At 37.7% G+C, this 21310-nt stretch carries 19 protein-coding genes; 12 read left to right on the top strand and 7 right to left on the bottom strand.

Annotated elements, in window-relative coordinates; genetic code table 11:
• The first annotated feature begins 3 nt into the window (after positions 1–3).
• From sppA to CQZ96_RS06595, 3 genes are all read left to right on the top strand, one after another.
• Positions 4–1035 (top strand): signal peptide peptidase SppA, encoded by a 1032-nt coding sequence (gene sppA, locus CQZ96_RS06605; RefSeq protein WP_105714250.1) that lies wholly within the window; start codon positions 4–6, stop codon positions 1033–1035.
• Between the two features lie 320 nt (positions 1036–1355).
• Positions 1356–2156: an alpha/beta fold hydrolase gene (locus tag CQZ96_RS06600; RefSeq protein WP_171287940.1), complete on the top strand. Its 801-nt coding sequence runs from the start codon at positions 1356–1358 to the stop codon at positions 2154–2156.
• A gap of 281 nt (positions 2157–2437) precedes the next feature.
• Positions 2438–2872, top strand: coding sequence for a hypothetical protein (locus CQZ96_RS06595; RefSeq protein WP_146113221.1), 435 nt, complete (start codon positions 2438–2440; stop codon positions 2870–2872).
• Positions 2873–2979: 107 nt separating this feature from the next.
• Here CQZ96_RS06595 and purN read toward each other — a convergent pair whose 3' ends face one another.
• Positions 2980–3612 (bottom strand): phosphoribosylglycinamide formyltransferase, encoded by a 633-nt coding sequence (gene purN, locus CQZ96_RS06590; RefSeq protein WP_004721762.1) that lies wholly within the window; start codon positions 3610–3612, stop codon positions 2980–2982.
• Between the two features lie 9 nt (positions 3613–3621).
• Positions 3622–4692, bottom strand: a complete 1071-nt coding sequence (purM, locus tag CQZ96_RS06585; RefSeq protein ID WP_105714253.1) for a phosphoribosylformylglycinamidine cyclo-ligase — start codon at positions 4690–4692, stop codon at positions 3622–3624.
• Between the two features lie 135 nt (positions 4693–4827).
• On the opposite strand from purM, the gene cxpE reads away from it, so the two are divergent.
• The 7 genes from cxpE (at position 4828) to CQZ96_RS06550 (ending at position 14300) form a co-directional block, all read left to right on the top strand.
• Complete coding sequence (gene cxpE, locus CQZ96_RS06580) at positions 4828–6030, top strand: chloramphenicol efflux transporter CxpE (RefSeq protein WP_004721760.1); 1203 nt, start codon at positions 4828–4830, stop codon at positions 6028–6030.
• A gap of 15 nt (positions 6031–6045) precedes the next feature.
• Complete coding sequence (gene hda / locus CQZ96_RS06575; protein WP_004721759.1) at positions 6046–6753, top strand: DnaA regulatory inactivator Hda; 708 nt, start codon at positions 6046–6048, stop codon at positions 6751–6753.
• 171 nt (positions 6754–6924) lie between these two features.
• Positions 6925–8739: a rhombotarget A gene (rbtA, locus tag CQZ96_RS06570; RefSeq protein WP_105714254.1), complete on the top strand. Its 1815-nt coding sequence runs from the start codon at positions 6925–6927 to the stop codon at positions 8737–8739.
• Positions 8740–8749: 10 nt separating this feature from the next.
• A complete protein-coding gene (locus tag CQZ96_RS06565; protein ID WP_105714255.1) occupies positions 8750–11212 on the top strand; it encodes a CSLREA domain-containing protein in 2463 nt (820 codons plus the stop codon).
• 208 nt (positions 11213–11420) lie between these two features.
• Positions 11421–12203, top strand: a complete 783-nt coding sequence (locus tag CQZ96_RS06560) for a tellurium resistance protein (RefSeq protein WP_105714256.1) — start codon at positions 11421–11423, stop codon at positions 12201–12203.
• A 9-nt stretch (positions 12204–12212) separates the two neighbouring features.
• On the top strand, positions 12213–13337 hold the full coding sequence (locus CQZ96_RS06555) for a toxic anion resistance protein (RefSeq protein WP_004820278.1): 1125 nt from the start codon (positions 12213–12215) through the stop codon (positions 13335–13337).
• 45 nt (positions 13338–13382) lie between these two features.
• A complete protein-coding gene (locus CQZ96_RS06550) occupies positions 13383–14300 on the top strand; it encodes a hypothetical protein (RefSeq protein ID WP_171287941.1) in 918 nt (305 codons plus the stop codon).
• A 103-nt stretch (positions 14301–14403) separates the two neighbouring features.
• Here CQZ96_RS06550 and CQZ96_RS06545 read toward each other — a convergent pair whose 3' ends face one another.
• A complete protein-coding gene (locus CQZ96_RS06545; RefSeq protein ID WP_004721747.1) occupies positions 14404–15024 on the bottom strand; it encodes a DsbA family oxidoreductase in 621 nt (206 codons plus the stop codon).
• Between the two features lie 408 nt (positions 15025–15432).
• Between CQZ96_RS06545 and ahpF the strand changes: the two genes are divergently transcribed.
• Positions 15433–16998, top strand: a complete 1566-nt coding sequence (ahpF, locus tag CQZ96_RS06540; RefSeq protein ID WP_004721745.1) for an alkyl hydroperoxide reductase subunit F — start codon at positions 15433–15435, stop codon at positions 16996–16998.
• Positions 16999–17173: 175 nt separating this feature from the next.
• Here ahpF and CQZ96_RS06535 read toward each other — a convergent pair whose 3' ends face one another.
• Positions 17174–17830, bottom strand: a complete 657-nt coding sequence (locus tag CQZ96_RS06535) for an FMN-dependent NADH-azoreductase (protein ID WP_056515873.1) — start codon at positions 17828–17830, stop codon at positions 17174–17176.
• Between the two features lie 153 nt (positions 17831–17983).
• On the opposite strand from CQZ96_RS06535, the gene CQZ96_RS06530 reads away from it, so the two are divergent.
• On the top strand, positions 17984–18841 hold the full coding sequence (locus CQZ96_RS06530; RefSeq protein ID WP_105714304.1) for a LysR substrate-binding domain-containing protein: 858 nt from the start codon (positions 17984–17986) through the stop codon (positions 18839–18841).
• Between the two features lie 467 nt (positions 18842–19308).
• Here CQZ96_RS06530 and CQZ96_RS06525 read toward each other — a convergent pair whose 3' ends face one another.
• The 3 genes from CQZ96_RS06525 to yegQ are packed head-to-tail and all read right to left on the bottom strand — an operon-like array spanning position 19309 to position 21161.
• Positions 19309–19461: a hypothetical protein gene (locus tag CQZ96_RS06525; protein ID WP_154129910.1), complete on the bottom strand. Its 153-nt coding sequence runs from the start codon at positions 19459–19461 to the stop codon at positions 19309–19311.
• Between the two features lie 38 nt (positions 19462–19499).
• Positions 19500–19751, bottom strand: coding sequence for a YfhL family 4Fe-4S dicluster ferredoxin (locus tag CQZ96_RS06520; protein WP_004721738.1), 252 nt, complete (start codon positions 19749–19751; stop codon positions 19500–19502).
• Positions 19752–19760: 9 nt separating this feature from the next.
• The gene (gene yegQ / locus CQZ96_RS06515; RefSeq protein ID WP_105714257.1) at positions 19761–21161 is read right to left on the bottom strand and encodes a tRNA 5-hydroxyuridine modification protein YegQ; all 1401 of its coding nucleotides are present in this window, start codon (positions 21159–21161) and stop codon (positions 19761–19763) included.
• Positions 21162–21310: the final 149 nt, after the last annotated feature.

Below are 21310 nucleotides of genomic sequence, written 5' to 3'. Positions count from 1 at the left end.
TAAATGTCAGATTGGCCGCCGAAACCTCAAAATGACAATACAAATTTGAATTCCTCTGCAGGCCAACAGCCTACAGGACAGGAATGGAAGATCTTAGAGAAAGCAGTTCTTGCTTCAGTTGAAGAGCAACGTCGTACTCGTCGTTGGGGGATCTTCTTTAAAATACTCACTTTTCTTTATATTCTGTTTGTTTTAGTTGCACTAGGTAAGAGTTGTTCATTATCTGGGGCAGATGATGGAACAATAACCTCAGAGAATCATTTAGGGGTTGTCAATATCGTTGGTACGATTGATTCAAGTAGTCAAGGTGTAAATAGTACCGATACAATTAAATCATTAAAGAAAGCCTTTGAAGCAAAATCTGCGAAAGCTGTTGTACTGAATGTGAATTCACCAGGTGGGTCACCGGTTCAGTCTGATGATATTTGGCAAGAGATTCAATATCTTAAAAAACAAAATCCAGAGAAAAAAGTCTATGCTGTGATTGGTGATATGGGCGCTTCAGGTGCTTACTATATTGCATCAGCAGCAGACGAAATTTGGGTGAATCCTTCGAGTTTGGTGGGGTCAATCGGTGTGATTATGCCGAACTATGGTGTAAATGGTTTAACCCAAAAATTAGGTGTTGAAGACCGTACCATGACGTCGGGAAGCAATAAAGACATACTTAGTATGACCAAGCCGATTAATCCAGAACAACGTGCGCATATTCAAGCTTTACTGGACAATGTCCATGATCACTTTATCGATGCTGTGAAAAAAGGCCGTGGTGAAAAGCTGAAATCGAAAGATCCAGCGATTTTCTCTGGCTTATTCTGGACAGGTGACCAAGCCATTAAATTGGGTATTGCAGATAAAGCTGGGAATATTGAAACATTGAAACGCGAATTAAAAGTGAAAAAGGCAGTCAATTATACGGTTGAGCGTAGTCCATTTGATTCAGTTCTAGGCCGTTTAGGTTCAGAAATGGGAAATGGCTTAGGTGAAGCTGTAAGCCAAAAACTGGGTATGAACCAAGATGTGAAAATGCAATAGTTCAGATCTTATGGATCAGTAAAAAGTAATAGAGCAGTAGCATTGCTGTTTACTGATCCATCCTGTATGAAATAAAAACAAAGTTGAAAAAAAGAAAATGAAAAATTAAGCCAAACACAATTTTAAAGCGCTATTTTCTTGTTATCTTAAGCCTTTATAACTGCTTTAGACCTGTTTAACTCATTTGAATGGCATCACTGAGTACAAAACAAGAGCACGGGGTTCACTTAAAATGTTTAACTGAATCTGATTTATCAGCTACAGTATTTTCAATTCATCATATTTAGAGTGTAAAGCAAGACATGGTTAGCCTATCTCACATGAAACCTGTTATTCATTTTGCCCATGCCAATGGTGTGCCATCTCAAGTCTATACCAAGCTATTTGATTTACTGAAAGATCAATATGATGTGATTTATGTTTCTTTATTAGGCACAGATCAACGTTATCCTATTGATAACAATTGGTCGAATTTTGCAGATCAAGTGATTGATAGTATTGTGCAACAGTCTAATGGACGTAAAGTGATTGGTTTAGGTCATTCATTAGGCGCCGTTGCAACCTTTTTAGCCTCATTTAAGCGTCCAGATTTATTTGAACAAGCAATTTTATTGGATCCTCCTTTGATTATGGGGACAGCCTCCTTTATTTTTAATCTTGCAAAGAAATTTTATCCTCAAAAAATCGATGTAATGACACCAGCGCATCTCAGCATACGCCGTCGAGATCATTGGGATTCACGTCAACAAGCTGCAGAGTTGTTACGTCCAAAGGGGTTTTATCAGCATTTTGATGCAGATTGTTTTCAGGCTTATATTGATTATGCGTTGACAGAAGATCATGTGCGCGGTGGGGTGACTTTGACCATTCCTAAAGATGTTGAAGTTGCAATTTTTAGAACAGGTCCTTCTTATTGGTGGTTACCTCATCCACAACCGCAAATTCCTGTAGATTTGGTCATTGGTTCAGATAGTCCTTTTTTAAAACGTAAATTTCCACAAATTACCAAAAAGAAATTTAATATTCCTTTTACCCTGACGGCTGGAGGACATATGTTTCCTTTGGAACATCCAGTTGAAACTGTTGAATTAATTAAAAGGCTGATTCAACAGAATCGATGATTTTAGGTAATTTTTTATGCAAATATTTAGGGTGTGTAGACATTTCATAAATGGCTTGCGTTGTAGGTTAAAATTGAGCAGGCAAGGCATGAAACGAAGAGAATAGCGAGACTATTTTCGAGTTTCATAACGTAGTCTGAGATAATTTTAGTCACAACCCTTCGGGACTAGAGTGTTTTTTGCCGCTACGTCGTTACGAACTACTCATTTAGAATAACTAAATTTCATACTCCGCGCCTAGTATCGCCTAAAAAACACTCGTAGTCGCAAACGTAGACGAATTGTCTACAGACCCTGATGATTTGAGAATAAGTAGTGATGTTCTATTGGGATCTTACCAATTCGGACCAACACAGATCATTGATGTTGAATTTGATTTAGAAGTTGAAAAGCCTAAATTTCATGATTTTGTGACGTTGCTTCAATCCGCTGTAAATGTGATGGGCAAACTGACCCAGCAGAAATTAAGTGAACTTCAATCTCAGATTGCTAAAGAACTTACTGACGCTGCTTATATTGACATGGAAGCCGAGATTAGGCATCAGCGGCAACAAGCCTTAAAAGCGCAGTTATGTTTATACAAAATTTGCTTTTTTATCGAAGGCGTAACGAGTTTAATTTTTATTGCGCAAATGGACTATCCTGGCTTGTGGATTTATTGTCAAATCAATTCAGCATATGAAATTGAAGATATAGAGGTTTCTGAACCGCGTTAAATTATCGTTCAACTTTTTGTTTAGATAGCAGATTATAAAATTTTTTTAGCCATAAAAAATGCATCCGAGGATGCATTTTTTCGACAGTATTTTAAATCAAGCAATACTTAAAGCTGGCAAAATTGAATTGGCTGTTTAAGTGCTTGCCCCTTATATAAAACCTGACCATTTTCCAAGTGTTGAATGGTGCCATTACAGATCCATTCAACTGCTTGAGGATAAATTAAATGTTCAAGTACATGTACACGTGCTGCAAGGGATTGCACATTATCATGTAGATCGACTGTTAAAACACCCTGAGTCAACGCTTGTCCAGCATCTAACTCAGCAGTGACATAATGTACAGTACACCCGTGTAAAACATCACCTGTATTTAAAACACGTTGATGTGTATGCATGCCTTTGTAATAGGGCAATAGTGAAGGGTGGATGTTGACCATTTTCCCTTCCCATGCTTGGACAAATTTGGCACTGAGAATACGCATAAAACCAGCGAGAATGACTAAATCAACATCCCAATCCAGTAATTGTTGATGCATGACAGCATCAAAAGTTTCACGATCAGGATAGTGTTTATGCTCAATCACCGTGGTTGCAATGCCTGCTTTTGCAGCGCGTTCTAAGGCAAATGCTTCAGGTTTATTGGAAATGACCCCCACGATTTGCCCTGAAAGATTGGCATCAATCAAGGCTTGAAGGTTACTTCCACTGCCTGAGACAAGTACAGCAATTTTAATCATGTGAGAGACTTATGCAAAAATCACACGAATTTTTTCATCTGCGCCTTCAATAGAAGCTGCATTTTCTTGGATATGACCAATTGTCCATGCTTTTTCGCCTTGAGCAGTCAAAACTTCAATAGTTTTGTCAGCATCTGCAGCATCAACTGCAATGACCATACCCACACCACAGTTAAATGTGCGGTACATTTCAAATTGTTCTACAGCACCTTCACGTTGTAAAAGTTTGAACAATTCAGGCCATTGCCAAGACGATTCATTAATCACCGCTTGAGCGCCATTTGGAAGTACGCGAGGTAAATTACCAGGTAAACCGCCGCCTGTGATGTGTGCCATTGCATGGACATCAACTTGTTTGCACAGCTCAAGTACTGATTTTACATAAATACGTGTTGGTTCCATTGCAACATCAGCAAGCGGACGACCATCTACAATTTGAGTTAAATCGACGTTTTTCACGTCTAAGATTTTACGAAGTAAAGAATAACCGTTTGAGTGTGCACCAGAAGAGGCTAAGCCGATAAGAACATCACCTGCTTTTACTTTCGTACCATCAATGATTTTGCTTGCTTCAACTACACCCACAGAAAAACCTGCGAGGTCATAGTCTTCACCTTCATACATTCCTGGCATTTCAGCAGTTTCACCACCGACCAATGCGCAGCCTGCAAGCTCACAACCTTTACCAATACCCGTCACAACATTTGCAGCAACATCAACATTTAAATGTCCAGTTGCGTAATAATCGAGGAAGAATAGAGGTTCAGCACCACATACAAGAAGATCGTTTACACACATTGCAACCAAGTCTTGACCAATCGTGTCATGACGATTTAAGTTCAATGCTAAACGTAATTTTGTACCGACACCATCTGTACCAGATACAAGAACAGGTTCTTCATAACCTTTAGGGATTCTGCAAAGTGCGCCGAAGCCGCCTAAACCACCCATTACTTCAGGGCGTGTTGTACGTTTAGCGACAGATTTGATTCGATCGACAAGTGCGTCGCCCGCTTCAATATCGACACCAGCGTCTTTATAGCTTAAACCAGTGTTTGGGGTAGAAGTTGAGTTGCTCATAATTGAAGTCTCCGCATTCGCGCGGGGATTATACCCGAATATACGAAACTCTTATGTTATTTCTGCACTAAAATGCTATCTTTATGAAAATATTTTCCCCTCCATAACGAATAAATTTGAAAAAGGCGTGATTCGATGCACGATCGGACTTTAAAACGAATTTTTATCCTTGCTGGAATTGCTTTAGTTTTATGGATTTTATATTTATTAAAACCTGTAGTGATTCCTTTTGTTGCGGCTTTTCTGGTTGCCTATTTATTTAGTCCAGTGGTGGATAAGCTGTCAAAAGTTTTACCAAGGTGGCTCTCTATTTCGGTGGTTTTTATTGGAATAGGCGTGTTACTGACTTGGGCAATATGGTTTGTTGTGCCCTTGGTTTGGAAACAATTAATTTATGCCCGTGACAGTATTCCTGCGGGAATCCATTGGGTGAATTCAACTTTCTTACCGTGGTTGTCCAACAATTTCAATGTTGAACATATGGAATTGGATACAGACCAAATTTCTAAAGTGGTGATGGAGTATGTTCAGACCAACTATAGTGCGGACAGTATTCAAGCGATGGCTTTAAAAATTGCCCAATCTGGACTGAGTTTTATTTCGATCGGCGGAACAATTGTTTTAATTCCAATTATTGCATTCTATTTCTTGCTTGATTGGAAGAGGATGTTGGAACACTTAAAAAGTTTTATTCCCCGTCAATATGAAAGCAATGTACTTAAAATTGTTGGTGAATGTCATAGCGTTTTGGGGGCTTTTGTCAAAGGACAGTTCCTTGTGATGATTTTATTGGGAATCGTCTATGCCGTAGGCTTGCAGCTGGTGGGTTTAGAGGTCGGATTAATCATTGGTATGATTGCGGGGCTGTGCAGTATCATTCCATATCTTGGATTTGGTGTCGGAATTATTGCGGCAGTGATTGCTTGTTTTTTCCAGTTTGGTCTAGATCCAAAACATTTATTGATGGTTCTGGCCGTATTTGGTGTAGGGCAGCTCATCGAAGGATATATTCTTCAACCGTTCTTATTGGGTGATAAAATTGGTTTATCTCCTGTAGCTGTGGTATTTGCAGTACTTGCGGGGGCTCAGTTGGGTGGCTTTGTGGGGATGTTGATCGCACTGCCAGTTGCAGCTGTTATCGTGGTTTTACTCAAGCATCTCAAAGATTTATATCAAGAAAGTCAGTTCTTTAAAGCAGAGGATACTTTAGTGACTATACAAAATAATGGCACTACTGAAACAATTTCAGTCGAAAGCGACAAAGTTGATCTTGATATTGAAGTTAAAAACACGCAAGATACTGATCAATCGATTAAAAATGATCAAAATCCACTTTAGGAATGATTTGAATATATGCGTCAATTACAGTTGGATATAGAACCACAACTGGATGCCAGAATTAGTGATTTTTCTGGGCCAGGCTGGGGACCTGTAATTGATGCTGTGCGTCAGCTTCATGCAGGGCTGATGAATCGTTTCTACATCTATGGTGGTGCTGGAACTGGAAAAAGTCATTTACTCACGGCGATTTGTGATTCTTATTTAGAGATTGGCAAATCTGCGATTAAAGTTTCGCTCTTAGAACTACTTGATGCACCTATAGAAGCAATTACCTCATTAGAAAGCTATGATTTGGTTGCCTTGGATGATATCGAGGCCATTAGTGGCGTACCACATTGGCAAAAAGCGGTATTTCATCTGATTAATAACAATAACGAAGATGGCGGACAGTTGGTGTTTTCATCACGATTTGCGCCGATAGAATTAAAGCTAGAATTACCAGACCTACAATCTCGCCTTACTCAGGCAGTCAGTGTAAAAGTACCGAGTGGACAGTCCTATGCAGATCGACATGCTTTATTGCATTCTGTGTTGGAACGTCGGGGTGTACATTTTGACCCACAAATAACGGAATATTTGCTATTACATGGGCCACATCAAACGAGTACACTACTTCAGTCTGTTGAACAGCTAGAAAAGTTATTAAAGGGTGAGAAAACTAAATTATCTCATGCAACTTTAAGACAGCTCTATGCATTGATTGATGAATATCGACAATAGTTGATTTTTACTATTGTTGAGTGCGCGTAACACAAGAGGTGAAGTCAATAGATCGGCCGATGAAAATTCTTGAGAATTTTTATTGTGTGTGACAAAGTACGCAAAAAGGACTGATAGCAAAGCGTAATGCTGGCTAATAAGAAATAATTAAAAGAAATCAAGGAGACTATAATGCTCAAACGGGGCATAGGCTTAGGATTATTATGTATTACTGGTCAGGCATTTAGTGCAAATATTACTGTGACTACCACAGACGATATTGTAAAAGCTGATAATCAGTGTTCATTAAGAGAAGCAGTTGAATATGTCAATCAGGGAATGCCTGAAGCTGGCTATAATGGTTGTGGCGGCGGCAAAGAGGTGACTGCAAAAATTATATTACAAGGCAATAAAGAGTATTCACTGAATAAGCAAATCCGAATATTAAAAGATGTCGCATTTGGTTCGACTTATGAAAGTAACGTAAATAATACACAAACGCTTGTAGGTAAAAACAATGCCATTATTAAAATGGTTGGAAAAGAACGTTTATTTAAGATTGAAAAAGATATAGATCAGAAAGCAGAGACACCACCTGCAATGCTGAAAGTTTCATTTGATGAAATTACCCTGAAAGGCTGTGGCCAAGATGTATGCGCTGAGCAAGGTGGTCTGATCTATAACAAAGAAGCATTGGGGATAAGTAATAGCCAACTTTTAGATGGTCATGCAAAGGAAGGTGGGGCAATCTATAATGCAGGTATTTATGCCGCGAATACAGCATTAAGTATCGTTGCTATTAACAAGACCTTAATCAAAGGCAATAAAGCAGAAAAAGGTGGTGTAATTTATACTGAATTACCTGCATTTGTTATCACACAATCCTTGATTCGAGATAATGAAGTTACCGATGCTACAAGTTCAAACTTTGAAACAAAAAATCAATTTTCTGAAGATGCACTAAAAGCCTTAGTAGGTTCTTCTACGTTCTATGGAATTGAAAATAGTACGATTTTTAACAATAAAGGCTATGTGGTTAAAGTCTACGATGCTATGCAGCTCAACAATATCACTATGATTCTCAATAGTATGGGCCTTATTGTAGATGCGCCTCAAAAGAAAGGTTTTGTCGCAAATAGTATTATTGCCAAAAATGGTACACAAGATTGTACGATTGTGGCTGGTGGTGAGGCAGAACAGATCAGTAATAATCTTTATTCTTCAGGATGTAATGGTTTTAAAGCAACAGCATTGGGTAATGCGCAACTGATTGCTGGAAGTACCACAGAAGGAAAATGTGACTTTAGTACCAATGGGATTTTATGTCCGTTTGCTGAGGCACCGAGTGTAGCCTTAGGTTATTTTTTACCAAGAATTTTACCAAGTTATAACTCGGCTGAAGATTCTCTGATTATTAACCATGGTCCAGAACCTCAAAATAAAATAGCAGCTTGTTCAACTGTTGATCAGCGGAGTAAACAGAGAAATTCCAATTCAGAATTATGTGATCGTGGTGCAATTGAACTGGTAATTGACCTCGCAAATATTTCGACCGTAGGGCAAGATATTTTATATGGTGAAATAGCTAAGTTTTCAATCTCTGATCAATTACAAGATGGTGAACTTGTTAGTGCTGAAAAGTGTAAACAAATTTTTAATCGCGAATTGGATGACAATGGTAAGCCTTGGCAAATAGGTTGTTTAAAGATTATTCAAACTAATACCCCATCGAAAGGCACCATGACGATAAATCAGGCAGGTGATATTGTGTATACACCGAATGGTCAATGGCAAGGTTCAGATGAATTTAAAATTAATGTGGTGACATCGACCACAAGTTTTAATAAATCGGATAATCCTTATATTACGATTCCTGCACGAATTGTACAAAGAAAGCCAGATGATTTTAAAAACTATAAAGTAAAGACCTCTGGTGGAAGTCTAGGATTTCTTTCAATCATTGGACTGATTGGTTTAGCTGGCTATCGACGGATCAAGTATAAGTAAAGGATTGCACATGAAAAATTATAAAAAAGGATTTCTGACACTTGTTATATTGTCGACCATGTCTTTGATGGCGGCAGAAGATAAAACGATTTATGTAACCACCTTTGATGATGAGGATGGGACAAATCCTGACAAGTGTTCATTAAGAGAAGCGTTACACGCTGCCGCAACACATAAAGCTTATGGTGGCTGTAGCGCAGGACAGGTTTATTCAACAGTACCCAATGTGATTCAGTTGGAAGCAGGTGAATATAAGCTGACTAAAGAGTTAAGACCGAACTCAGATGTTTCCATTATTGGTAAAGAACCTGGTGATTATAGTCGCCCAGATGTATTGACCAATAGTTTCCCTGCTGCAATTCCAATAAGAACCATAATTTCAGGACAAGGGAGCTCACGTATTTTCAATACCATTTATGAAAATAAGCCGAGTCTAACACTGAATGATGTAATTTTAAAAAATGGATCGAGTTTAAATGACAGCAATAATAATGTGGGTGGAGCAATTTATGCTGGCGGTGCGTTAACCTTAAATAATGTAAATATTATGGGGTCCAGTGCGAAAGCAGGTGGGGCAATTTATTTAAATGATGTCTCAAGTTCTCTGACCATAAATTATGGTGTATTTCAGACCAATAAAGCTGAACAGGGCAGTGTACTTGGGATGACCTGTGCTGATAATTTAGAGTTTACCAAACGTAATATTGCAGTGAGTGGGGTAACATTTATTGACAATGGTTCTGCAGATAGCCTCAGTATGTTTAGTTTTTGTGGGCAACCTGCAGTGACCTTTACTGCAAATACCATAACTCAGAATACTGCAAGTGCGAGTCAAGGGCGTATCATTCAATTTAGCCAATTGACACCACAAGGAAAGGTTAATTTTAGTAATAATTCTTCTTTATCACTGATCAGCAATACCATTGTCAATAATAATGCTTGGGCAACATTATTGTATGGATACAATGGGATAAAAGCATTAAGTAATAATATCTTGGCTTACAATACTGGAAAATCTTGCCGTTATGCAAATGGTGATGTAAGCAAAGTTGAAGGTTCGCGTGTAGTGCTTGGATATAATGCTTTAAAATTGACTGCTGGTGATGATCAATGTGAGGTTGCAGAGGAAGTAAGGAAAGAGGATAAAGATCATACGTTTGATGTGAGTAATATTGCATTCACGACTATTTTAAATAAGATAGAACCGCCAAGTGAGTCTACAGGCTTTATGCCAATGTATTTCCCTATAAACTTAGGCACAGACAAAGACCTGGTTGATATTGGTTATACAGGCTGTAGTGGAACTGATCAGCGTGGTGTCACGCGAGTGATTGCAGAAAACTCCAATGGTCTAAATGATGTGGCAAACTCATGTGATATTGGCTCTACAGAGGTTTTACGTCTTACTGCAAATAATCTGAAGGCAAGTAATACTTCGGTGGTTGCCGCACTTAATTCTTATCAAAATATATTGGATAATTATAATAAGTTGATTGCAGATCCAGCGACCAAACAGGAGTATATTCCTTTTTATAAAATCCAATCAGAGCTGTATAGTAATTTAATCAAATACACCAAATCAGACCAGAAATATCGCACGATCTTTGTCGATCCTTTTGCAGCCAATCTACCTGCAGAAATTATAACCAAAGACGCTATTGGTAATGATGTGCGAGTGGTAAAACATTTAACTGCAGACAATTATAATGTGATTGTAGAACCACTTGGTGTCGGTGTATTAAATGATAAGAAACAATTTGTAGGTAAAAAAGAGCCAAAATTTGACTGTGTATGGAATAAAGACTTAAAGAGAATCATGTTATGGCGTATAGATGACAATGTTACACCATCGGGTGATAATGAATTCTGTAGCTATAAACTTGAGTTAAAGACAAATAAAAACATTACATCTTCAGCCTATATAATTGGAAGCTTTACCAATATTGCACCTATTGCTAAAGATGCAACATTTAATATTGAACATGGCTCAACCAAAGCGATTGATGTAGATTTACTGCAATATGCCAATGATGATGGTGATGGTAATGCTGCTGCGTTAACAGCTAAACCCAATAAACCAAAATTTTATGTCAATGCAGATGGGGTTGAATTACCAATCCGAATTGGTAAAAACATCGATCCTGTTATAATAACGGCGGATCGTAGTGGGCCTTGTCCTGGTAGCGACAATAAATATACCTGCTATGGTGGCAAAATCCATATTCAACTCAGAAATACACTTGATCCATTTAGTTATAAATTTACCTATTATGTGTATGATGCGGATGGAAAAATTTCTACTCCTGAAAATACAGAGTTTGATGCGGCTACAGTTACTTTAAAAAACTCAGGTACAGCGCCGGGAAGCCCTCGTGTAAGCGGTGGTGGTTCATTGGGTTGGTTGAGTCTTCTTGGGTTATTAGGGCTGACAGGTTATCGTCGTTATCAAGCGAATAGACAACCAAAGCCGTAACAGTCAAATCAATACAGATAAAATGATCGTTTTTAACACATTGTGTTATAGCAAAAAGCCAGTTTATAAAAACTGGCTTTTTGCTATCTGTATGTTTTTTGCTATTTGTATGGGCTTTCTTCCTAATTTGTATTATAAGTTTTAAATAGAAAGGGTTTGTTGATTGATTTCCCTTAAATCATTGAAAAGTTATTCATTTTGAACTGATATGAAGCAATTTACTGTACTTACACCGCTTGAACAGATCTCATGTAGTTCTGATGAATTACTTTCGATTAAAAGAAATGATTTGGTTCCATTACTCGACAATCAAACACGACTGAATTTATATGCCGATCAGTTGATTCAAGCACAATCGGTACTGTTAAAATCCATTGATCCAAGTTTGACACAAAAGCTGAGTCAAATTATTGCACAAATTATTCAACAATTATCTGCATCCAAAAAAAAGCTAAATCAACGTAAATTCAATGCGATACAAAAATGGTTAGGCTTGGATTTGGAGTTTAGTGTCGGGCAAGTCAAATATTTAAATGATTTAGAAAGTTTAATTGATGAAGCCAAACATTTGAGTCAAAGATTACAAATCGAAATTCAAAAGTCGGAAGCAAGATTCCAACAAGCCAATGGTTTAAGAGAGCAAATGGCGAAATATATTCGTGCAGCGCAGGAATTTTTACATGAATATCCTGCTTTTGTACAACATCGTCATCCCTTGGATAATTTTGCAGAGCGGTTGTCTAAGAAAGTCAATACGCTACAAACGTTACAAGCCAGTAATGATATTGCGTTAGCACAAATGCAGTTAACACAACAACTTTCATTGAGCTTACTTGATCGCTTTAATGAAGCTCAGCATGTGCTGATTCCTGCATGGCAATATCATGTCAAACAGAGTAGTGCACAGAATTCTTTTACAACGACTGAAGAACTGGATAAAAGTCGTGATAAATTAATTCAATCATTAAAGAAATCATTAGAAAATAAATAGGATACAAGTATGAGCGATTCGAATCATCAAGCATTAACTGAACAATCCAATACGCCGTTGGAATTGCAGAAGTTTGAACAATTGAATTTGAAAGAAATAGGCTTAAATACTGAGGATTTTAATGAGGTTGTAAATGCGCATAAAGACTTGGCCAATATTAATCATGCATCCGTTGCTGAATATGGTAAAAATATTGCGACCAAAACATCTTCATATACAGATGAATTACTCAACTTAGTTAAAAATAAAGACTTAGATGTGACTGGGCAAAAATTAAATGAAGTTGTGCAAGTTGCTCAGCAATTGAATACATCCAGCATTTTGAATCAATCAAAAAACTCAGGATTTATTGGAAGTATACTCAGTAAGTTTAAAGGTGCTAAGCAAAGTTTCGATCAACATTTTAATACCACCAAAGAGCAAATAGATTCATTGGTCAAAGAAATTGAAACATCACAAACAGGTTTAAAAGCGCGGGTAGATACATTAGATCGTATGTTTAATGGGGTTCAAGAGGAATATCGACAGTTAGGTATTTATATTGCCGCAGGTCGAATCAAGCAAGTAGAAGTGCAGCAAGAAATTGCGACTTTATCTCAGCAAGAGCAAGATCCTAAAACCAATCAGCGTGTTTATGACCTTAATCATTTAGCCAACAATCTAGAAAAGCGGGTCAGTGATTTACAAGTCTTGCAACAATCTGCAATGCAAACCTTACCGATGATTCGTATTATTCAATCTAATAATATGATGTTGGTCGATAAATTTTATGCGATTAAAAATATTACTTTACCCGCATGGAAAAACCAGATCAGCTTGGCGATTTCTCTAAATGAGCAACGTAATAGTGTACAACTTGCTAACACGATTGATGATGCAACCAATGAGCTACTAAAACGCAATGCAGATTTACTTCATCAAAATTCTGTGGATACTGCCAAAGCCAATCAACGTTCAGTGATTGATATTGAAACGCTTGAACATGTTCAAAATACCCTGATTAAAACTGTAAATGATGTCATTCAAATTCAGAAAGAGGGCATGCAAAAACGTGAAGAGGCTTCGACTCGGATTAAAGCGCTTCAATCGAATTTACAACAGTTGGTATTAGATACCAGTACGCATCAATCCTAAGCCAAATCTTAAATCTTGGCACAATCTCATCTAAAGGTGTAAAGGTTGACTGAAAAAACTCAATATCCTGTAGATATTCAACAGATCGAACATGGATTAAAAATACTTCAGCATCGAAAACGGAATTTGATGGTTTCGGCTGTGGTTTTATCCTCTGTAGGTATCGCAAGTTTAGTTTCTGTTTTTTTTCAACAGGAATTGGTTTTTAACTTGTTTAGTGTAGCACAACAGGTTCATCAATTGCACTTGCCATATATTCTAGATCAGCAGTTAAGAGAATATATTCATCAACCAGACTACCTGATGAATGCATTGTCATGGTTTGGCTGGTTGATCTTAAAATTAATTGTGTCTTTTATTGGCGCATTTATTATTGTTGCTGTATTAAAAAAAATTCGCTTTTTAAAAGTCCGCTTTCAATCATTTATCCTTAAATTTGTTGCATGGCTAGTATCCTTGATTGTGCTATGGTCTGGTTTGACTTATGTGCAATATGATCTTAAAGATGATGAAGACAAAGAGTTAAAATCATTTATAAAGTATGATCAAAACATTCAGCAAAGCGATATTTATCAATATCTGCAAAGATCGGATGCGCCTGAAACAGTACAAAGCTATTTATTGGCACAAACTGCGTTGATGCATAAACCTGTTGATAAGGTTGTGGCTACGGTTTACACAGAAAAATTGATTAAAGCGGAGCAATCTGATTCCCGCTTTTTAGAATATGGCTTTAAACCTGAGCAATTATGGACAATTCAACATCAGGTATTTAATCGAGCGCTTTCCCCGATTGCGCAAGGTGTTGAAGCGCAAGTGAGTCGTGCAAGCTTTTGGTCGAACATTGTTGAAAAGGTTTTATGGGGAATTTCAGCACTCAGTTTATTTTTTAGCTTGATGATTTATTGGGTGGCAAGTCGAATTGCCAAACGTTTACACCGAATTGGTCATCGTATCGGTTAGTGCAACGCTACAAAGCTTATACTTTGTAAAAATCTTGATAAAAAAGCACTTTTGCTAATCACAAAAGTGCTTTTTTATTGCTGTAAAATTAAATCTCGTTGTCCTAAGCGACATCTTTCGCTCGGTTGGTAATCAGATCTTTCAGTTCTAAGGTATCAAAGGTTTTATCCCAAATTTCACCATCCACAATATAGTAGGGGGTAGGGTGTTTACCGAAACCTTGTACATAATGAGTAATCTCAGTTTGTTTGTCTGCGATTTCCTTATGTTGAATAGAACGTAGAACTTTCGTACCATCCAAGCCCATACCTTCAATGATTTGTTTCAGCACTTCAGGGTTGGCAATGTCTTTACCATGGGCGAATATGGCATGGAATAAAGCCTGCGTTAATGCGAATTGGTCAAAGATATTATCTAAAGCCAATATCGCCTGATGGGCTAAGCGGCTATTGGGCATACGCTTCATATGCTCAATATCCACGGTTAAATCTTGACTATAGGCAGCAAATTTTGCCATATCAAGTTTACGATTGGCTTCTTTGGTTCCATATCTTTCAGTTAGGTATTGATAAACATCTAAGCCTTGTTCTGGAATTTCTGGTAAAACTTGCACAGGTAATAATTCGATTTTTTTCGCCATGGGTTGATTCCAATGTTGTTTGAGTTTTTCAAACGCCACATAACTCATTGGATAGACGATATCGAATACGAACTCTATTTTCATTGTTTTACCTCTTCACTTATTTATTCAGGAATTGTGAATAAGTACACCTTGTTGTACTTAATTGGAGAAACCACAACATAAATTTAGCTTAAAACTTTGTGGCTTGGCTGCGCATGAATTTTTGTAGAGAGATGGTCGAAGAAATATTATTTTTGTTGAAAATTAATCTAATTTTAAGTTTCGAGGAAGTCGGGGGGTGTCTATTGATTTTCTAGTCAATGCCCATATATATACCAGCATTAAAGAATTTAAATTTGAGAATAGGGGGATATGCTGATGAGAAAGTCGTTGATTTTTGTTAAACTAAAAAACCGATTGATTTAATAAAAACAAACTGTTTTATCTATTTTTTAAATAGACGTAATATACATTCAACGAAAGAAATTTACTCCCTTGGAGATTGTTAGCATGTTAGATACAAATACTTCTGCTCAATTAAAAACATTGTTAGAGCGTCTTGAGAGCCCAATTGAAATTGTTGCTTCTTTAAATGGTTCTGATAAGTCAGACAAAATTAAAGAATTGGTGACTGAAATTGCTGCACTGTCAGATCAAGTGACTGCACGTTTCGATGGTCAGAATGATCGTAAACCGAGCTTTGGTATTGCAAAAGTAGGTGAACAACCTCGTGTATTCTTTGCTGGTTTACCGATGGGGCATGAGTTTACCTCGTTAATTTTAGCTTTATTACAAGTATCAGGTTATGCGCCAAAAGTTTCTGATGAAATCTTGGCTCAAGTTAAAGGTTTAAACCTGAGTGCAAATTTTGATGTATTTGTTTCTTTAAGCTGTCACAACTGCCCAGATGTTGTTCAAGCACTTAACTTGATTGCAATTAATAATCCAGGCACTACAGCGACCATGATCGATGGTGCATTCTTCCAAGATGAAGTTGAAGAACGCAAAATCTTGGCTGTACCTATGGTTTTCCAAAATGGCGAACATATTGGTCAAGGTCGTATGACTTTAGAAGAAATCGTTGCGAAATTGGACAGCGGTGCTGCGGCTAAAGATGCTGAAAAGCTGAATGCTAAAGAAGCGTTTGACGTATTGGTGATTGGTGGCGGACCTGCTGGTGCAACATCTGCGGTATATGCTGCACGTAAAGGGATTCGCACAGGTATTGTTTCTGAGCGTTTTGGTGGTCAGGTCATGGACACCATGGATATTGAAAACTTTATCTCAGTACAAAAAACACAAGGTCCTAAGTTTGGTTCAGATATGGAAGCGCATGTACGTGAGTACGGTGTGGACATTATGAACTTACAAAAAGTGAAAAACATTGTTGGTGCTGATCAAACAACTAATGGCTTAGTTGAAGTTGAACTGGAAAATGGTGCAAAACTTGAATCGAAAACGGTCATCTTATCTACAGGTGCACGTTGGAGAGAGATGAATGTACCTGGTGAGAAAGAGTACAAAACACGTGGTGTTGCGTATTGCCCACACTGTGATGGTCCATTATTTAAAGGCAAAAAGGTTGCCGTGATTGGTGGGGGTAACTCAGGTGTAGAGGCCGCAATTGATCTTGCAGGTATTGTTGAACATGTCACATTGATCGAGTTTGATACTCAACTTCGTGCTGACCAAGTGCTTCAAGATAAATTGAATAGTTTGCCAAATACCACGGTGATTTTGAATGCACTCTCTACAGAAGTGATTGGTGATGGTTCGATTGTGACAGGGTTGAAGTATAAAGACCGTGCAACAGACGAACTGCATACCATTGAACTTGCGGGAATCTTTGTACAAATTGGTTTATTACCAAACACAGATTTCTTAAAAGCAACTGCTGTAGAGCTCTCAAACCGTAATGAAATTGTGGTAAATGATCGTAATGAAACCAATGTAAAAGGTGTATTTGCTGCGGGTGACTGTACAACAGTGCCTTATAAACAAATCATCATTGCAGCTGGTGAGGGTGCAAAAGCGTCTTTATCTGCATTCGATTACATCATTCGTTCAGGTCAATAATCTTTCGATGATTGCACGTTGAAAAGCAAGCCAAAGTGTCCCAATGAGCACTTTGGCTTGTCTTAACATTTATCTCATGTTTTACCCTTGATAGGAATTGAGTTGCTAACAGCTCAATTCCTTTTTTTGTTGGAGATTGAATGCTATTGAATAGAGCTTGCGAAAATAAGCTTTGTTAATGTTGCAGCTCTTGAACAAGTGCAATGGTTTTCTGTTCTGCTGCTTGGATCGATTGTGCTAACAACTCGCCACCAAATTCCTGATACTCAATCGCAATTTCATGAAATTTTTCGATACCAATAAAATTGAATGCTGTTTTGATTGCGGGTTCAGCATGATTGGGAAATGGCGCATCAACTGCATCAAAGTCATGCCCACCACGGGCAGAAAGGATAATCATGGTTTTTTGATGATCTAACAGCCCTGAGTAAGGTTGTTCTTTGCTGAGATCAAATGTGTAGGTTTTATTCATTCTCACGATGTGATCAATATAGGCCTTTAAATGTGCAGGTGGGCCAAAGTTATACATTGGCACACCAAGCACAATAATATCTGCCCAGTGCAATTCCTCGATAAATTCATTACTCAGTTGTAAGCGTTGTTGCGCCTTTTCTTCAGATTCTGCATAGCCAAATTCAGAAATGATCCACTCTTCATCAATATAAGGCGGTGGGTTTTGACCTAAATCACGATGTTTAACTTGTACAGATGAATCAATTTCATTCCATTGATCAATAAATAATGCGGTTAAGCGTCGGCTTAAAGAACCATGTGGGTGTGTACCTGAAATACCTGTTCTTAAACTAGTATCTATTTTAAGTATATTTGCCATGATCATTACTCAATTTGTTGTTTGTTCAAATTGATTTTTATAGAATATGGAAAAAACAACAAACGATAAAAATACATGTTATAACTGAATCTAATTCATTTATATTTTATATGGTGATCTTCGGTGGTTTTGCATAATTCCTTGGAGCAGTTGTTGGCCTTTCAGTATGTTGCTGAACAACTCAGCTTTAAAAAAGCAGCAGACCAATTGTTTTTAACACCTACCGCCTTAAGCCATCGTATCAAGAAGCTGGAACAGCAATTAAATATTCAATTATTCGAGCGGCGTACACGCTCGATCAGCCTGACGCCAGAAGGAGAGTATTTACTTAAGCATGTGCAATCAGGTTTTGGGCAGATTCAAACGGCTTTGTTTCAACTAGAGCAAAATAAACAAAGATTATTGACCATTACCACAACACCATCGTTTGCAAGTGAGTGGATTATTCCCTATTTGCCAGAGTTACAAAGTCGCTTTCCCAATATTATGTTTCGGGTACATGCAAGTTATGACCTCGTTAATATGACGTCTGGTCTCTATGATTTAGCGATTCGGTATGGTTCAGGGGGCTATCAAGATGTTGATGCAGAATTATTAGCAGTTGATGAATATGTAGCTGTCGGGCATCCCTCTTTGGATATTGAAACTATGGACTGGACGACTGTGCCATTGATTCACTTTACCTGGGGAGATGAATACTGTCCAAATCGAGTCAATTGGCAGAAATGGTTTGAAAAACAAGGCTTACATATTCAAGCAGGGCAAGCGCAGGTATTTTACACACAAGAAAGTCATGCAATTCAGGCTGTATTGTCTGGACAGGGGGTTGCATTATTAAGCCGCATTTCGATTGCCAATGATTTACAACAAGGACGGCTGAAAATTGTATCGCCGTGTGTTGAAACGGCATGGAGTTACTATTTTTTAACTTTGCCAGATGCTGATTTTATTGTGAATGAAGTCAAACAGTGGTGTAAGGAGAAGTTTTCACAAAATTTTGCCCATGAATAAAGATCTATGAATTTTTTCGTCGCTTAGCTTTTTGCTTATATAGTCAACCTGTCAAAAACTCATATACAAAAATATAGTTTCTCTTAATTAATGTTTTAATTAAATCAATTGCATGGGTAAGTTATAAAGCTTGCAATGCCACACCTTACATTCAAAGTTTAAATATCTTTGCGTAGGCGATTGCCTCCCTTTTTAGAGATAAAAAGGGACAAAAATCTTTTGCTGAGCGAGGGGTACATCCTATACCCCCGCTCAGCAGCGACATCCATGTCGCCATGCGATAGCTACACCTTGTATGATTCAAAAGGACAAAAAAGGATTGATAACTAATAGTTTTTTAAAAGTTCATACAAAAATATACGCTTTATTGATGATCAATGACTTGATGCAAATTACTTATATGAATAATTAGGTGGTCTGACTATTTTGCCTATCTTGAAATTAAAATTTAAATCAAACGTGATTTTTTAAATAAGAAAAAAGCCAAAGTGTTCCCCAAATACACCTTGGCTTTTCCCTAATGTTATTGTTTTCCCCTTTTTATGAGCTGTGTTGCCATACAGCTCAGCTCCATTTTCTTTATTGTTATTATTATCTGAACCTATGCGTTCACTAAGCAAAATACGTTCCAAGATTAGAATTGGTGTGGCATTTTGTCTTAACCAAACAAACTTAGATAATGAAAGCGATTTAATAATTGCGCTTTGCTTTCTATATGTTGTGGATTTTGAACAATACATTCAATCGGACAGACATCCACACAGGTTTGATGTTCATAAAATCCGACACATTCAGTACAACGCTGTGTATCAATTTCATAGAACTTTTCGCCCTCAAAAATTGCCTGATTGGGGCATTCTGGTACACACATATCACAATTGATGCACTGGTCTGTAATCATTAAAGCCATTTCGATATCCTAAACTGCTTGGTAAGCCAATGATGATGCTGAAATATCAGCAGTCGAATTTGGTAAGTTTCTAATTAATAAGGCATATTGCATATCAATATCAGCAGGAATTGGAATTTCTACAATATATCCTGAGCCTTTTGCATCTATGATCGGTTGTCTGTTTTTATCTAAAATTTCATGAAGAATAAATGTGATGTTGCCAGATGTGGTCATGAGCTCCATAGAGTCACCCACAACAAAACGATTCTTTACCTCAATCTTGATGTAATCATCGTTGCGTTCAAGCACTTCACCAACAAATTGCTGATGGTCAAACTGAGAAGATCCCGTTGCATAGTTTTGATATTCGGCATGGACATGACGGCGTAAGAAACCTTCGGTATAACCTCGATTGGCTAAACCTTCGAGTTGTGACATTAACGCCCGATCAAACGGTTTTCCTTGTAGCGCATCATCAATCGCTTTGCGATAAATTTGTGCTGTTCTGGCGCAATAAAAGTAAGATTTGGTGCGGCCTTCGATTTTTAAGGAATGAATGCCCATCTTGGTTAAACGATCTACGTGTTGAACTGCACGTAAGTCTTTAGAGTTCATAAAGTAAGTGCCATGTTGGTCTTCTTCAGCAGCAAACATGTCTTCTTTATGATGTTGTAATAAAACCGGTTCGCCAAATTGATGTTGTTGTATGGCGTGTTGCTCGTCGGCATCTTTATTGTTGCAACAGTCTGATGCTGTCTCCAGTTGTTGGACTGGAATGACATCCCCAGATGCATCTTCTGTTGCTTCGTGAATATTGTATTCCCAGCGACATGCATTGGTGCAAGCGCCTTGATTAGCATCACGTTTATTCATATAGCCTGAAAGTAAGCAACGACCGGAATAAGCCATACAGAGTGCACCGTGGACGAAAACTTCGATTTCCATATCGGGTACATTCTGTTTAATTTCTTCAATTTCCTCGATAGATAACTCACGTGACAAAATGACACGGGTGAGTCCCATATTTTTCCAAAATTTTACGGTTGCCCAATTGACCGCATTTGCCTGTACAGACAGATGAATGGATATTTGTGGGAAGTTTTCTCGAACCAGCATGATTAAGCCAGGATCTGACATGATCAGTGCATCAGGTTGCATGGCGACCACAGGTTCAAGATCACGAATAAAATTTTTTAATTTAGCATTATGCGGTTGAATATTTACCACCACATAAAATTTTTTGCCTAAGGCATGCGCTTCAGCAATCCCTATTTTTAAATGATCATGATCAAACTCATTATTACGAACTCGCAAGCTATAGCGAGGTTGACCTGCATATACCGCATCGGCACCGTAAGCAAATGCATAACGCATATTCTTCAATGATCCAGCTGGTGATAGGAGTTCAGTAATGTGTGAGATGCTCATATAAATCTAAAAGGCATACTAAAAATATGGTTTTATTGTAAGGGTTTGAAAATAAGATTCAACCTAGTAAAACACTCAGGATTAATTGGGTGAATTTTAATTAAAATATTTAATATTCAATATTTTATGTTTAATTAATTGGGTTTTTT

Origin of the sequence: Acinetobacter sp. MYb10, from assembly GCF_002980175.2 — a bacterium.
In the GTDB taxonomy this organism is placed as follows: domain Bacteria; phylum Pseudomonadota; class Gammaproteobacteria; order Pseudomonadales; family Moraxellaceae; genus Acinetobacter; species Acinetobacter guillouiae.
The sequence above is the reverse complement of the archived record's forward strand: the minus strand, read 5'-3'. Positions and strand labels throughout refer to the sequence as shown.